Origin of the sequence: Acinetobacter lactucae (assembly GCF_001605885.1) — a bacterium.
GTDB lineage: Bacteria > Pseudomonadota > Gammaproteobacteria > Pseudomonadales > Moraxellaceae > Acinetobacter > Acinetobacter lactucae.
On record NZ_LRPE01000007.1, the window covers coordinates 113,902 to 128,542 of the forward strand.

A 14,641-nucleotide genomic window follows, 5' to 3' on the forward strand; every position below is an offset into this window, starting at 1 on the left:
AAAACATGAGTGCAGTTGAAAAATTACCTGAAGATTTTTGTGCAAACCCAGATGTTGCATGGACTTTTCCTAAAGTTTTCTATACTTCATCGCAAGTTTTTGAGCATGAGAAAGAAGCAATCTTTGCTAAAAGCTGGATTTGTGTTGCACATGGCAGTGAATTGGCACAACCGAATGACTATATTACCCGTAAAGTAATTGGTGAAAATATTGTCATCATTCGTGGTAAAGATAGTGTTTTACGTGCGTTTTATAATGTGTGTCCGCACCGTGGTCATGAGCTTTTAAGTGGCAGTGGTAAAGCAAAAAATGTAATTACTTGCCCATACCATGCTTGGACTTTCAAGCTAGACGGTAGCTTGGCTTTGGCACGTAACTGTGACCATGTTGAATCTTTTGACAAAGAAAACTCAAGCATGGTTCCTTTAAAGGTGGAGGAATATGCAGGATTTGTTTTCATTAATATGGATGAAAATGCGACTTGTGTAGAAGACCAGCTTCCGGAATTTGCTGAGCGTTTAAATCAAGCATGTAGCGTAATTAAAGATTTGAAACTGGCGGCACGTTTTGTGACAGAAACTCCAGCAAACTGGAAAGTGATTGTTGATAACTATCTAGAGTGTTACCACTGTGGACCAGCGCATCCTGGCTTTGCCGACTCGGTACAAGTTGATAAATATTGGCACACAACACATCAAAACTGGACATTGCAATATGGCTTTGCACGCTCATCTGAGAAGTCATTTAAGCTTGATCCATCGGTAACTGATCCTGAGTTTCATGGTTTCTGGACTTGGCCTTGCACAATGTTCAACGTACCACCGGGCAGCAACTTCATGACTGTGATCTATGAATTCCCAGTTGATGCAGAAACGACTTTGCAGCATTACGATATTTACTTCACGAACGAAGAACTTACTCAAGATCAGAAAGATTTGATTGAGTGGTATCGTAATGTATTCCGTCCTGAAGATTTGAACTTGGTCGAAAGCGTACAACGTGGTTTGAAATCACGTGGTTATCGCGGTCAAGGCCGTATCATGACTGATAAACAACGCTCTGGTATCAGTGAACATGGTATTGCTTACTTCCAACATTTAGTGGCGCAGCATCACAAATAAAATAAATGGATTTATTCAGGTGTAAAGATGACTTGCACCTGATTCTTCAGTTAGGAAGATGATATGTCGAGTTTACAAAGTACTGAATTATTTCAGCAACAAGCCTATATTAACGGGCAATGGTTAGCTGCACAGTCAAATGCAACGGTTCCAGTGACTAACCCAGCAACAGGCGAAGAAATTGGCACAATTCCAAATATGGGAGCGGCTGAGGCTACTCAAGCAGTTGAGGCTGCTTATACTGCTTTGCAAAGTTGGAAGGCTTTAACTGCCCAAAATCGTGCAGATATTTTATTAGCTTGGTACAAACTGGTTCTCGATCATACCGATGAACTTGCTTTAATCATGACCATTGAGCAAGGAAAACCTTTGGCAGAAGCGAAAGGCGAGGTGCGTTATGCAGCATCATTTATTCAATGGTTTGCCGAAGAAGGCAAACGTATTTATGGCGATGTGATTCCAACTATCAATAATCAGCAGCGTTTTATTATTAGTAAAGAACCTGTGGGTGTCGTGGCTGCTATTACGCCGTGGAATTTCCCAATCGCCATGATTACCCGTAAAGCAGCTCCCGCTTTAGCAGCAGGATGTACGGTTGTCATTAAGCCAGCAAATGAAACACCTTACTGCGCGTTAGCGATTGCGAAACTTGCAGAAAAAGCAGGTATTCCGGCTGGTGTGATTAATGTTGTGACCGGTAAATCTCAAGAAATTGGCTCTGTATTTACTTCACATGAAAAAGTGAAAAAATTGACCTTCACTGGCTCAACTCCAGTGGGACGCCTACTGATGCAGCAGTGTTCAAGCACCATTAAAAAGTTGGCACTTGAGTTAGGCGGTAACGCTCCTCTGATTGTGTTTGATGATGCCGATTTAGATAAAGCTGTACAAGGTGCGATTTTTGCCAAGTTCCGTAATGCAGGCCAGACCTGTGTTTGTGCTAACCGCATTTATGTACATGACAATATTTATCAAGTTTTTGCCGAGAAGTTTGTACAAGAAGTACAAAAGTTTAAAGTCGGTAATGGACTTGAAGATGGCGTGCAAATTGGACCATTAATTAATGAAAAAGCAGTGTTAAAAGCACAGCAGTTGACTGATGACGCGGTAAGTAAAGGCGCTAAGGTTGCTTGTGGTGGTAAACAGCATGCTTTAGGACAGACCTTTTATGAGCCATCGGTTTTAACTAACGTTGACCGTACGATGGAAATTGTCCAAGAAGAAATTTTTGGTCCAGTTGCACCGCTCATTCGTTTTACTGATGAGGCTGATGTTGTTGCTCAAGCAAATGACACCATCTTTGGTTTGGCCGCTTATATTTATAGCGAAAATATTTCACGTTTATGGCGAGTGTCAGAACAGCTTGAATATGGAATGGTCGGTATGAATGCCACAGCAATTTCAAATGAAGTTGTACCCTTTGGCGGTGTGAAACAATCAGGTGTTGGGCGTGAAGGCTCAAAGTACGGTCTTGAAGAGTTCATGACCATTAAATATATGTGTTTAGGGCTTTAAGGATAAGCCCTAACAACAAAAATATGCGGTAAAAGAAGGATTCTAATATGGCTAGTCATTATGAAATGTTCCCGGCGGTTGTTACTCATGTGGAGCAGCTAACCCCTTTAATCAAACGGTTTACGTTCAAACGTCAAGATGGGCAGAACTTTCCTCGATTTAGTGGGGGAAGCCATATTATTGTCAAAATGAATGAACAGCTTTCAAATGCCTATTCATTGATGAGCTGTACACAAGACCTATCGACGTACCAAGTCTGCGTTCGTAAAGATGTGGAAGGTAAGGGTGGTTCAGTGTTTATGCATGATCAGTGTAATGAGGGCTGTGAAATTCAGATTTCAGAACCAAAAAATTTATTTCCATTAGCCGAAACAGGCAATAAACATATTTTAATTGCAGGTGGAATTGGCATTACACCATTCTTGCCGCAAATGGATGAACTTGCGGCACGCGGTGTTGATTTTGAACTACATTATGCTTATCGCTCGCCTGAACATGCGGCTTTGTTAGATGAGCTAAAGCAGAAACATGCCGAGCATGTATTTAGTTATGTTGACTCAGAAGGCTGTACATTGAATTTGGATGAATTAATTTCATCGCAACCTAAAGGCACACATGTCTATGTCTGTGGACCGAAACCCATGATTGATGCGGTAATTGACTGTTGTAATAAGCATCGTTATCGCGACGAGTACATTCATTGGGAACAATTTGCGTCAACAGTTCCTGAAGATGGTGAAGCATTTACGGTAGTACTCGCTAAGTCTAATCAAGAAATTGAAGTACAAAGTAATCAGACGATTTTACAAGCCATCGAAACATTAAATATTGATGTGGAGTGCTTATGTCGCGAAGGCGTATGCGGTACATGTGAAACTGCTATTTTAGAAGGTGAGGCAGATCACTTTGATCAATACTTAAGTGATGCAGAAAAGGCTTCACAGAAGAGCATGATGATTTGTGTATCGAGAGCTAAAGGTAAAAAATTAGTATTAGATCTTTAATATATTTCTGTGGCCGATCAATTGCTTAAAGCAAAAAATTGCTAAAAAAAGAACAAATAATGATGATCTGAATCTTATTTGTTCAATTGATGGGCATTAAGGGTTTTTACCTATTGACCTGTTATACAGAACTATAGATAATGCGCACACAGTTTACGGCTATGTAGCTCAGTTGGTTAGAGCACCGCACTCATAATGCGGGGGTCACAAGTTCAAGTCTCGTCATAGCCACCATTTTAAAAACCACGCTCCTGCGTGGTTTCTTTTTATCTATTTTTTACTCATTAAAATGTTTTTCAATCATATCGAGTGTTTTTGAGCTTTGATAAAAAGGAGCTAAAAGTGCTTGAAGTAATGGTTCTAAAATACCGTGTTCGTTAAAGGCATCCATAACCTTTGGATAAAAACGTAAAGCCTCTGTTTGTAAGTCGCTTTCGGTTAACCCAATCTCATTTAATACTTCAAATAAACTCTGATCTTTATAAAAATCATAAAAAACTTCTACGCCATACAAAATCAGATCTTGCATAAATTCTGATTGGCGTAATTCTTTCCAATATTCATAAATTAAAACAAAGAACTCTTCTACATCGAGAGGAGTGAGCTGTTTCATAAACTCATACATTTTTTTATGTCTAATATCTTCCCAAACATGGCGCACTAGACTTTCTAAATCTTCGCTCGATAAAAGACTTAATTCTGTAAGTTGCTCATGAATAAAGCCAGCAATCCAAGTTTCAAGTTTATGCTCAAGACGTTGTTGTTGTAAAAATGAGAATTTTTTGAGCTTATGTTGCCATTCAAAATGGTAGTCATCTACTCTAGATGCTGTTAGAAATTTTGGTAATTTTTGTTCTAAGGTTGAAGTTGCAATGTATTGGCAAAGTTGTTGTACAGAAGGACTAGTTCTTAAAAACTGATTGAGATAATGAGGAATATGTTCCATTTCCAAAAATTTGGAAAGCCACATTTCAAACTGGTGGTCAGAGACCAAGTCCTGTAGCTGAATTGGAGACTTCATGGCAGATAGATAGATACGCTGCGCGATTTCCCCAATAAACTCAAGTAAACCGGCCCCTAGCTGCATTTCAAAAGCATAGCGTTTCACAACGGCTTGTAATTGCTCTAAATCAACAACTTCATGTAGCTTGATTTCATCAGCATGTTGCATAAACAGTTGTATGAACTGCTGGAAATAAATAGGTGAGTTTTCTATAGATAATTGTTTTTTGAAAAATTCCACCTGCTCAAGCAAAAGTGCTTGAGCAAGTGCTGTAGTTTTTGATGAGTTTTTCTGCTCAGTCATTCGCTGTCCAACCGTTGACAATCGGATAACGTCGTTCGCGACTAAATGCACGAGAAGTAATTCTCGGGCCAATCGCACCTTGACGACGTTTGTACTCATTACGATCAACTAAACGGATGACTTTTTCAACAACTTCTTTATCAAAACCTTTGGCAATAATGTCGGCCTGACCTAAATCTTCTTCAATGTATGCATACAGGATGGCATCCAATACATCATATGCTGGTAAAGAGTCTTGGTCTTTTTGATCTGGACGAAGTTCTGCAGAAGGTGGGCGGGTAATCACACGCTCAGGAATCACAGGCGTTTCACTTAAGCTATTACGGTATTTTGCTAATTCAAACACGATAGTTTTATAAACATCTTTTAGAACCGCAAAGCCACCAACCATATCGCCATAAAGCGTACAGTAGCCAACTGAAAGTTCAGATTTATTCCCTGTAGCAAGGACTAAATTACCAAACTTGTTTGATAAGCCCATAAGCAATGTGCCACGAGCACGCGCTTGTAAATTTTCTTCCGTTGCGTCAGCTGGTGAATTACCAAAGAAAGGATACAAAGTTTGCATGAAGCTATTTACGATTGAGTGAATTTCAGCAATACCGAAAGTTACACCCATACGGCGAGCTTGTTCAGCCGCATCTTCTACACTAATTTGAGAAGTGTAGGTATAAGGCATCATTACAGCTTGTACTTTTTCTGCTCCGATTGCATCAACAGCAATCGCAAGTGTAAGGGCAGAGTCGATACCACCAGAAAGACCCAAAATCACACCTGGGAATCCTGAGCGCTCTACATAGTCACGAGTTGCCATGACTAAACCTTGATAGATCTCAGCAAAGGTTTCTAATGCAGGAGCAGACTCAGTGACTTTAAATAACTTTGTATCACGGTCAAATTCAGCAATATAAATGTCTTCTTTGAAGCTCGGTGCTTGTAAAGCAATTTCACCATTTTGATTGCTGACAAAACTTGTGCCATCAAAAATTAAATCGTCTTGTCCACCCACTTGGTTAACGTAAACAATATTTAGATGAAGTTGTTTTGCAAGTTCACTCAAGGTCTGTATACGGTGTTGTGGTTTGCCGACTTCATATGGTGATGAGTTGAGTACAAGAGCAGTATCAACATTTAATTGGCTCAACTGTTTGACTGTATTAATTGACCAGATATCTTCACAGATTAATACACCAAATTTATGTCCAAGATATTCAAACACCAAATGCTGATGGCCTTTTTGGAAATAACGTTTTTCATCAAAGACGCCATAGTTTGGTAAATTATGTTTATTAAAAACACCCAAAACTTGACCGTCTTTCATGACAGCAGCAGAATTATAACGTTGGCCATCTTCTGTCTGGTTCACAAATCCGAAAACCATGACAATGTCTTTAACTTCGGCAATTTGTGCAAAGGCCTTTTGCATACGTTTATTTAAATTTGGACGTAACAATAGATCTTCAGCTGGATAACCAATAACAGAAAGCTCGGGAAAAATAATCAGGTCAGCGTCTTGTTTTTTCGCCTGATTTACTTGCTCAATCATCTTTTGGGTGTTTGAGTCAATATTGCCAATATGCGGAGAAAACTGAGCAAGGGCAACTTTAAAACTTTTCATTCAAACCTAATCCTAGATCATAACGAATATAGATACACACAGTGTTGATTTTTATGGATATAATTTTTCAACGATGTGTATGATACGATAGTAAACAATTAAAATAGTAAACAAAAATGTCAAGATCAATAATATATACCAATCCCATATTTTCTGCGTAAAAATAACGAGATTTTCTGTATAGAATAGAAACAGGCTTCATTATTTTTATTGTTTGTATACTGCCTTATCACAAGCTAATTTGGAATAAGTCTGTTCTATTTTTTTCAATAATTTGAATTGAATAAGCGCACTTTTATAGTTTAGATAAGTATTTCTGATTTATAAGAATTCTCATTTACATTACGCAAAAAATGTTACGTTCAAAGTGAGATTGATTATTTAGTTACAAATGAAGTTGAGGTGAACAGATAATATTCGGAATTTTTCCTGAGCAAATATCGCGCGCAATTTCGCCTTGCTGTTCAATATTATACGTACTAAATGCCTTGTTAGGGTGGTAGGTATATTTGTAGGGATTGTAACTTTTAAAGCTGAGGTAATAGGCTGATTGTAATAAAGCACCTTTAAGTAGTACATGAATGCCTTTTTGATATTGCATGACGTGTGTGAGTTCGTGAATAAAAATACCCTGCATAAACTTAGATTCTAAAGCGTAATTTTCGCTGTAATCAGCAGGATTGACATAAATATTCCCATTTGGGGCCATGAAAATACCGCAAGTCTGCCAAGGGAGGTAGCGCGTAGCAATAATTTTAGGCCGTTCACAATCAAGCATGTCGCCGAAAACCATTTGTGCCAATAATTTTTCTTGAGTAGTCAAATGTCTAATCGGGTAATTTTTTAAGTGACGGAAAATAAAAAGTGTAAGAAGAATAAATGGTGTATGGATTAAGCGTTTAAAGGCATTAATAGTTAGCATAGCTTTGCCATTAAATGAGTTCATCTATTTCTTTAGCATAGTATAGGTTAGGTATTGCTAAATAAAGAGCTATGACTATTCATTAGTTTTATAGTTCTGTTTTGAGAAATATAATTGTTTGAATAGATTGTGCATTTTATTATGATTAATAAAAGACTTCTTAGAGAATAAAAGCAAAAGCCCCAGTTAGAACTGAGGCTTTACAACAACTAAAATCACAACAGCAAATAAAATTAAGGTTGGCATTTCATTAAAGAAGCGCCAGAACTTATGTGATTTATAGTGAGCATTTCCGATGAGCTTTTTACGATAATAGCCACATACCAAATGATAAATCACTAATAAAGCCACTAATCCAACTTTGAGGTAAAACCATGTTGCATCATGATAATGTCGAGTTGCATCACCCCACTCGACAAGAAAGTGGGCGGTAATTAATGTAGCAATCATCGAAGGCCACATAATTCCGCGATACAACTTACGTTCCATTACCTCAAAGCGCTGATGACTTGCAGCATCTTCACTCATAGCATGATAAACATATAGACGTGGTAAGTAGAACAAAGCAGCGAACCAGCAAACCACGGCAATAATATGTAATGCTTTTACCCACAAAAAAGCATCAGAAGGTGCATCCATCGATAATCCTAGGTGGGATTATGCATCCCACTTCTTGAAAATAAGGCAAGCGTTAACGCCGCCAAAACCAAAACTGTTACTCATTACAGTATTCAATTTTGCATCACGTTTTTCAAGTACGATATCAAAAGGTTTTGCGCCTTCATCAAGTTCAGTTACGTTGATGTTTGGTGCAATAAAGTCATTTTGCATCATTAGTACAGAGTAAATAGCTTCTTGTACACCAGCGGCACCCAAGCTATGGCCTGTCATCGATTTGGTCGAGCTAAGAGGAGGTACTTTACCTTCACCAAATGCACGCTCCATTGCTTTAAGTTCTGTAATATCACCAGCTGGAGTAGAAGTACCATGTGTATTTACATAGTCAATTTTTTCTACGCCATGTTGCTTAGCTTCTTCAAGTGCCATTAATACACAACGTGTAGCACCTTCACCACTTGGAGCAACCATATCTGCGCCATCACTGTTCGCAGCATAACCTACTACTTCAGCTAAAATGTTCGCACCACGTGCTTGAGCATGCTCAAGTGATTCAAGTACTACGAAACCACCACCGCCAGCAATAACGAAGCCGTCACGGTCTGCTGAATATGGGCGAGAAGCTGTTTCTGGAGAGTCGTTATATTTCGAGCAAAGTGCGCCCATTGCATCAAACAATAAACTTTGAGACCAGTGATCTTCTTCACCGCCACCAGCAAGCATAAGGTCTTGTTTGCCAAGTTGAATCAAATTGTACGCATAACCAATTGCATCTGCAGAAGTTGCGCAAGCACTAGTAATAGTATGAGAAATACCTTGTAGTTTAAATGCAACACCGACGTTCGCAGTAATAGTGTTTGACATGTTACGTGGCACGAAGAATGGGCCTACTTTACGTGCGCCTTTAGTTTCTAATAATTCTGTCATTTCAACAACAGAAGCAGTTGAGCCACCACCTGAACCACCTGCAATACCATAACGTGGGTTACCGCTAAGTTGCTCAGGAGTAAGTCCTGCATGTTCAACTGCAGCTACAGCAGCGTTGTAGGCATACATCGCACATACGCCCATAAAGCGTTTTAATTTACGATCGATATTATCAAATTCTTGGTCTGCAGCAGCGCTAACATGACTTTTAAAATTGAGTTCAGCATAAGTTGGGTTAAAACGTGTCCCGGAGATTCCATTTTGAAGTGAGTGAGTAACTGCTTCTAAAGAGTTACCGATACATGAGTTAATACCCATACCAGTGATTACAACACGTTTCATCTACAGGTCCCTTTATGGTGATATTAAGAGTCTATCGTGTTCAACAGCTATGAAAATGAATAGGAGAATATAGCTGTAAGAAAACGAGACTCATGTTTTTCGTTGTTAACATGATAGCAGAAAGGTTTTTTATTTCTTATGGCAAATCTTTATGACAATTTTACATTTAAAAAAAATAACCAAATACATAGTATGTTGCATTTAGGGTTAACTAAAATACACACATTCAAGTTGAGATAAATCCACATTCCACCTAGTATTTATCTCTAATTAGATAAATTAAAAAATCGAGGTACTTGATGACAAAATTTAATAATAATCAATCTGACAATTTGTTTTCTCAGGTCTTCGGAGTGGCTAAAAAGCTCAGTTCTACAGGATTGAGTATCTTACAACAGAACCAATCAGGTGACGTCAGTAAGGTAATTGAACCAATCCCAACTGGAAAAACTGTTGAAGGTAGATCGAGAACAAAAAGCCCATTTGAAGTTGAGCAATATGAAAGTCCTCAACAAATGCTAAGAGAACATTTACCAAAAGTCACACGTCAGGTGTTTGGACGACATTTTAAAAAAGTAAATGGTGTTGCAACATTTCTTTCACCGGATTGGGATGAAAAAATCTCAGGTTATTTATTTGATTGGCTAAATGACTTTAGTTCGAAAAGTACCTTAACTGAAAAAATTTTAGAAGAAGCTGGTGCTAAAGATTTATTTGAATTAACTAAAGATACGGGTCGTTCTCAACGACTAAGTCAGGCACTTATCGAACAAAACAAACTCATTGCGACTGTACAAGGTGCAATTACAGGCATTTCTGGGGTAGTGGGTGCAGCAGTAGATATTCCAGTTTCATTAGTTTTAGTTTTAAGAACTATTTACCAGACAGGAAGATCACATGGCTTCGATCTTTTAGAAGCTACTGACCAAGATGTTGTCGAGTTTATTTTTAAAGAAGTTGATATTAGTCTGATTGCAGAGAAGCAAACCCTCTTGTTGGCTTTAAAAACATTACGAAATATGTTGGAAACCCAAGATATTCATCAATTTCAGCAAGTATTGGGGTCAACCACGGATGTAGACACTTTGAAAAAATGGCTAACAGATGAAGATGGTGAGTTTAAATGGGAATGGTTAAACCGTATTCCTAAACTGTCTGCTTTTGGTAAGTTTACGCCAGTTGCGGGAGCAGTTTTAAGCGCGGTATACAGCTGGAAATTACAAGAAGATGTAGGCCATAAAGCTCAAGCAATTTTTGGAGCTGCAAGACATTATTTAAATGAGCATCCAAGTGAGCATTTATCTCCGCTACAAGCCTATTATGCTGCAGTTACACTCATCCAAAAAGCGAGCCCAAGACTTTTAAATATAGGTGAAGATGGCAATATTCAGGCTGCTCATCATCATAAAGTAGAAAATCATGAGGTGATTTCAAAAGTTTCTATTGTGTTAAAGCCTACTGACGGCCAAAAGAGTGAAGAAAAAATTCAGGAAAATGTTCATCAGGGCCTTGAAAAACTTGCTGACAAGCATGTAGCAGAGCATGAGCATACTGAGCAAAAGCCAGCTTTAACCCCAGAAGATGACGACGAGATATTGGAGGATAAAAAATACTCTTAACAATACGCTTACAATGATAAGGTTTAAAAAGTGGAACTAACCTCCATTTAAATTTGTAAATCGTCCTGTCAAACATTGATATGGTCAACATTTGGTAAGTATTGCCGTGTTGACCATTTTTGCATCTTGGCTTACAATTATGTGCCCTTAAAAAGAGGTATTTTCTTTTTAAGGTTTTTTAATAACGGGAGAATTGCCATATGGCAACAACGAATCAGTTGATCCGTAAGGGTCGTACGACTTTGGTTGAAAAATCCAAAGTTCCTGCGTTGAAGGCTTGTCCACAACGTCGTGGTGTTTGTACACGTGTTTATACAACTACACCTAAAAAACCTAACTCAGCTATGCGTAAGGTTTGCCGTGTTCGCTTAACTTCAGGTTTTGAAGTATCTAGCTACATCGGTGGTGAAGGCCATAACTTACAAGAGCACAGTGTTGTTCTTATCCGTGGTGGTCGTGTTAAAGACTTACCGGGTGTACGTTACCATACCGTTCGTGGTTCATTAGACTGTGCTGGTGTTAAAGATCGTAATCAATCACGTTCTAAATACGGTACTAAGCGTCCTAAGAAGTAATTCTAGGAAACTAGTCGAATAAGCCCTTTAGCGTTTCGCTTGTTTGAATTCTTCATAGATTTGTAATTCAAGCGACGTATAGTAAGGCCAGCGTCGTGTACATGACACTTGTACAAACTGCTGGATCATCCTGAAGTGTCATATTATTAGGTGTATTAAAATGCCAAGACGTCGCGTAGTCGCTGCTCGTGAGATCCTTCCAGATCCAAAATTTAGCAGCCAAACAATCGCTAAATTCATGAACCACGTAATGCAAGATGGTAAAAAATCTATTGCAGAAAGTATCGTTTACGGTGCTTTAGAACGCGTTCAAGAAAAAAACAAAGTAGACCCAGTTGAATTTTTCGAGACTACTCTTGAAAAAGTTCGTCCTATGGTTGAAGTAAAAGCACGCCGTGTTGGTGGTGCTACTTATCAAGTACCTATGGAAGTACGCCCATCCCGTCGTACTGCCTTAGCTATGCGTTGGTTAGTAGATGCTGCTGCTAAGCGTTCTGAAAAAACGATGGCTTTACGTCTTGCTGGTGAGTTGCTTGATGCAGCTGAAGGTAAAGGTGCAGCAATCAAAAAACGTGAAGATGTGCACCGTATGGCTGAAGCTAACAAAGCCTTCTCTCACTACCGTTTCTAAGCGGATAAAACAGGCCTTATTCAGGAGAATATTCATGCGTACAGCAGCTCGATTCAACATTGCTCTCTATCAAAGTGGGGGCTTTGCAGGTATTTAAGTTGCCTGTTTGGATATTCGCGCGCATCAATTTAATTGGTGCGTCCTGTTTTAAATATAACATTTAGGAATGTAGACATCATGGCTCGCCAAACCCCAATTACTCGTTACCGTAACATCGGTATTTCTGCGCACATTGACGCAGGTAAAACAACTACAACTGAACGTATTTTGTTCTACACAGGTGTATCTCACAAAATTGGTGAAGTACACGACGGTGCAGCAACAATGGACTGGATGGAACAAGAGCAAGAGCGTGGTATTACAATTACCTCTGCTGCTACAACTTGTTTCTGGTCTGGTATGGGTAACCAATTCGAACAACACCGTATCAACGTAATTGACACCCCGGGACACGTAGACTTCACAATCGAAGTTGAACGTTCTATGCGTGTTCTTGACGGTGCGTGCATGGTTTACTGTGCTGTAGGTGGTGTACAACCTCAGTCTGAAACTGTATGGCGTCAAGCGAACAAATATAAAGTGCCTCGTTTAGCATTCGTGAACAAGATGGACCGTACTGGTGCAAACTTCTTCCGTGCTGTTGAGCAAGTTAAAACTCGTTTAGGTGGTAATCCTGTTCCTATCGTTGTGCCAATTGGTGCTGAAGATACATTCCAGGGTGTTGTTGACCTTATCGAAATGAAAGCGATTATCTGGGATGAAGCATCTCAAGGTATGAAGTTTGAATATGCTGATATCCCAGCTGACCTAGTTGATACGTCTAACGAATGGCGTACAAAAATGGTTGAAGCTGCGGCTGAAGCTTCTGAAGAATTAATGGACAAGTACCTAGAAGAAGGTGATCTTTCTAAAGAAGACATCATCGCTGGTTTACGTGCTCGTACATTAGCTTCTGAAATTCAAGTAATGCTTTGTGGTTCTGCATTCAAGAACAAAGGTGTTCAACGTATGTTGGATGCTGTAATTGAATTCTTACCATCACCTACAGAAGTTAAAGCGATCGAAGGTATCCTTGACGACAAAGACGAAACTAAAGCGTCTCGTGAAGCATCTGACGAAGCTCCGTTCTCTGCGCTTGCGTTCAAAATCATGAACGACAAATTCGTAGGTAACTTAACATTCGTACGTGTTTACTCTGGTGTTCTTAAACAAGGTGATCCGGTTTATAACCCAGTTAAATCTAAGCGTGAACGTATCGGTCGTATCGTACAAATGCATGCGAACGAACGTCAAGATCTTGATGAAATCCGTGCAGGTGATATCGCAGCGTGTGTAGGTCTTAAAGACGTTACAACTGGTGATACATTATGTGATGAGAAAAACATCATTACTCTTGAGCGTATGGAATTCCCAGAGCCAGTAATTTCATTGGCTGTTGAACCAAAAACTAAAGCAGACCAAGAAAAAATGTCTATCGCTTTAGGTCGTTTGGCTAAAGAAGATCCATCGTTCCGCGTTCGTACAGACGAAGAATCTGGTCAAACAATTATTGCTGGTATGGGTGAGCTTCACCTTGACATTATTGTTGACCGTATGAAGCGTGAATTCGGTGTTGAAGCTAACATTGGTAAACCAATGGTTGCTTACCGTGAAACGATCAAAAAGTCTGTTGAACAAGAAGGTAAGTTCGTACGTCAAACTGGTGGTAAAGGTAAGTTTGGTCACGTATATGTACGTCTTGAGCCGCTTGATGTTGAAGAAGCTGGTAAAGAATACCAATTCGTTGAAGAAGTTGTTGGTGGTGTAGTACCTAAAGAATTCTTTGGCGCGGTTGACAAAGGTATTCAAGAACGTATGAAGAATGGTGTATTGGCTGGTTACCCTGTTGTTGGTATTAAAGCGACATTATTCGATGGTTCTTACCATGACGTCGACTCTGACGAATTATCGTTCAAAATGGCAGGTTCTTATGCCTTCCGTGATGGTTTCATGAAAGCGGATCCTATCCTTCTTGAACCTATCATGAAAGTTGAAGTAGAAACTCCAGAAGACTACATGGGCGATATCATGGGTGACTTAAACCGTCGTCGTGGTATGGTTCAAGGTATGGACGATCTTCCTGGTGGAACAAAAGCAATTCGTGCAGAAGTTCCTCTTGCTGAGATGTTTGGTTACGCGACTCAAATGCGTTCTATGTCTCAAGGTCGTGCGACTTACTCTATGGAATTTGCTAAATATGCTGAAACTCCACGTAACGTGGCTGAAGGCATCATCGCTAAATTCCAAGCTGGCGGTAAAAAAGGTGACGACGAGTAATCTTTCGATTACTATAAGCCCAAACTAATTTCTTAGTTAAAAACCAAGTGCTCATGGGGTGACCCTCCATGAGTAGTTTATAAAGGAAGATCATCATGGCTAAAGCCAAGTTTGAACGTAATAAGCC

The 14,641-nt window shown here is 39.3% G+C and carries 12 protein-coding genes and 1 tRNA gene; 8 read left to right on the top strand and 5 right to left on the bottom strand.

The window, feature by feature from the left end; genetic code table 11:
• The first annotated feature begins 5 nt into the window (after window positions 1-5).
• The 4 genes from cntA to AWW73_RS03615 all read left to right on the top strand — a co-directional run bounded on the left by cntA (window position 6) and on the right by AWW73_RS03615 (window position 3,874).
• Entirely contained in the window at window positions 6-1,121 is a 1,116-nt protein-coding gene (cntA, locus tag AWW73_RS03600; protein ID WP_002120432.1) for a carnitine monooxygenase subunit alpha, read from the top strand.
• 63 nt (window positions 1,122-1,184) lie between these two features.
• A complete protein-coding gene (locus tag AWW73_RS03605) occupies window positions 1,185-2,636 on the top strand; it encodes an NAD-dependent succinate-semialdehyde dehydrogenase (RefSeq protein WP_062848753.1) in 1,452 nt (483 codons plus the stop codon).
• A gap of 47 nt (window positions 2,637-2,683) precedes the next feature.
• Entirely contained in the window at window positions 2,684-3,640 is a 957-nt protein-coding gene (cntB, locus tag AWW73_RS03610) for a carnitine monooxygenase, reductase subunit CntB (RefSeq protein ID WP_057106718.1), read from the top strand.
• A gap of 157 nt (window positions 3,641-3,797) precedes the next feature.
• Window positions 3,798-3,874: transfer RNA gene (locus AWW73_RS03615), tRNA-Met, on the top strand.
• Between the two features lie 43 nt (window positions 3,875-3,917).
• Here the strand turns inward: AWW73_RS03615 and AWW73_RS03620 are convergent.
• From AWW73_RS03620 to AWW73_RS03640, 5 genes are all read right to left on the bottom strand, one after another.
• A complete protein-coding gene (locus tag AWW73_RS03620) occupies window positions 3,918-4,946 on the bottom strand; it encodes a hypothetical protein (protein ID WP_062848754.1) in 1,029 nt (342 codons plus the stop codon).
• Window positions 4,939-6,564, bottom strand: a complete 1,626-nt coding sequence (locus AWW73_RS03625; protein ID WP_062848755.1) for an NAD+ synthase — start codon at window positions 6,562-6,564, stop codon at window positions 4,939-4,941. Before AWW73_RS03625 ends, AWW73_RS03620 begins: the two co-directional genes overlap by 8 nt.
• Window positions 6,565-6,949: 385 nt before the next feature.
• Window positions 6,950-7,510: a hypothetical protein gene (locus tag AWW73_RS03630; RefSeq protein WP_061875313.1), complete on the bottom strand. Its 561-nt coding sequence runs from the start codon at window positions 7,508-7,510 to the stop codon at window positions 6,950-6,952.
• 162 nt (window positions 7,511-7,672) lie between these two features.
• The gene (hemJ, locus tag AWW73_RS03635; RefSeq protein ID WP_016144514.1) at window positions 7,673-8,125 is read right to left on the bottom strand and encodes a protoporphyrinogen oxidase HemJ; all 453 of its coding nucleotides are present in this window, start codon (window positions 8,123-8,125) and stop codon (window positions 7,673-7,675) included.
• Window positions 8,126-8,143: 18 nt separating this feature from the next.
• Window positions 8,144-9,373 (bottom strand): beta-ketoacyl synthase N-terminal-like domain-containing protein, encoded by a 1,230-nt coding sequence (locus tag AWW73_RS03640; protein WP_031947552.1) that lies wholly within the window; start codon window positions 9,371-9,373, stop codon window positions 8,144-8,146.
• Between the two features lie 299 nt (window positions 9,374-9,672).
• On the opposite strand from AWW73_RS03640, the gene AWW73_RS03645 reads away from it, so the two are divergent.
• The 4 genes from AWW73_RS03645 to fusA all read left to right on the top strand — a co-directional run bounded on the left by AWW73_RS03645 (window position 9,673) and on the right by fusA (window position 14,514).
• Window positions 9,673-10,992: an EcsC family protein gene (locus tag AWW73_RS03645; protein WP_031947553.1), complete on the top strand. Its 1,320-nt coding sequence runs from the start codon at window positions 9,673-9,675 to the stop codon at window positions 10,990-10,992.
• Between the two features lie 200 nt (window positions 10,993-11,192).
• The gene (gene rpsL / locus AWW73_RS03650; protein WP_002050319.1) at window positions 11,193-11,567 is read left to right on the top strand and encodes a 30S ribosomal protein S12; all 375 of its coding nucleotides are present in this window, start codon (window positions 11,193-11,195) and stop codon (window positions 11,565-11,567) included.
• Between the two features lie 160 nt (window positions 11,568-11,727).
• Window positions 11,728-12,198, top strand: coding sequence for a 30S ribosomal protein S7 (gene rpsG / locus AWW73_RS03655; protein ID WP_001138055.1), 471 nt, complete (start codon window positions 11,728-11,730; stop codon window positions 12,196-12,198).
• A 177-nt stretch (window positions 12,199-12,375) separates the two neighbouring features.
• The gene (fusA, locus tag AWW73_RS03660; protein ID WP_057106722.1) at window positions 12,376-14,514 is read left to right on the top strand and encodes an elongation factor G; all 2,139 of its coding nucleotides are present in this window, start codon (window positions 12,376-12,378) and stop codon (window positions 14,512-14,514) included.
• The last annotated feature ends 127 nt before the right edge of the window (window positions 14,515-14,641 follow it).

What these genes read in the sequence shown, in the direction of transcription:
- fusA (WP_057106722.1), top strand. Translation starts at nt 12,376, where the DNA reads ATGGCTCGCCAAACCCCAATTACTCGTTACCGTAACATCGGTATTTCT.
- cntB (WP_057106718.1), top strand. Translation starts at nt 2,684, where the DNA reads ATGGCTAGTCATTATGAAATGTTCCCGGCGGTTGTTACTCATGTGGAG.
- AWW73_RS03625 (WP_062848755.1), bottom strand. Translation starts at nt 6,564, where the DNA reads ATGAAAAGTTTTAAAGTTGCCCTTGCTCAGTTTTCTCCGCATATTGGC.
- AWW73_RS03630 (WP_061875313.1), bottom strand. Translation starts at nt 7,510, where the DNA reads ATGAACTCATTTAATGGCAAAGCTATGCTAACTATTAATGCCTTTAAA.
- AWW73_RS03645 (WP_031947553.1), top strand. Translation starts at nt 9,673, where the DNA reads ATGACAAAATTTAATAATAATCAATCTGACAATTTGTTTTCTCAGGTC.
- rpsG (WP_001138055.1), top strand. Translation starts at nt 11,728, where the DNA reads ATGCCAAGACGTCGCGTAGTCGCTGCTCGTGAGATCCTTCCAGATCCA.
- hemJ (WP_016144514.1), bottom strand. Translation starts at nt 8,125, where the DNA reads ATGGATGCACCTTCTGATGCTTTTTTGTGGGTAAAAGCATTACATATT.
- AWW73_RS03605 (WP_062848753.1), top strand. Translation starts at nt 1,185, where the DNA reads ATGTCGAGTTTACAAAGTACTGAATTATTTCAGCAACAAGCCTATATT.
- AWW73_RS03640 (WP_031947552.1), bottom strand. Translation starts at nt 9,373, where the DNA reads ATGAAACGTGTTGTAATCACTGGTATGGGTATTAACTCATGTATCGGT.
- AWW73_RS03620 (WP_062848754.1), bottom strand. Translation starts at nt 4,946, where the DNA reads ATGACTGAGCAGAAAAACTCATCAAAAACTACAGCACTTGCTCAAGCA.
- cntA (WP_002120432.1), top strand. Translation starts at nt 6, where the DNA reads ATGAGTGCAGTTGAAAAATTACCTGAAGATTTTTGTGCAAACCCAGAT.
- rpsL (WP_002050319.1), top strand. Translation starts at nt 11,193, where the DNA reads ATGGCAACAACGAATCAGTTGATCCGTAAGGGTCGTACGACTTTGGTT.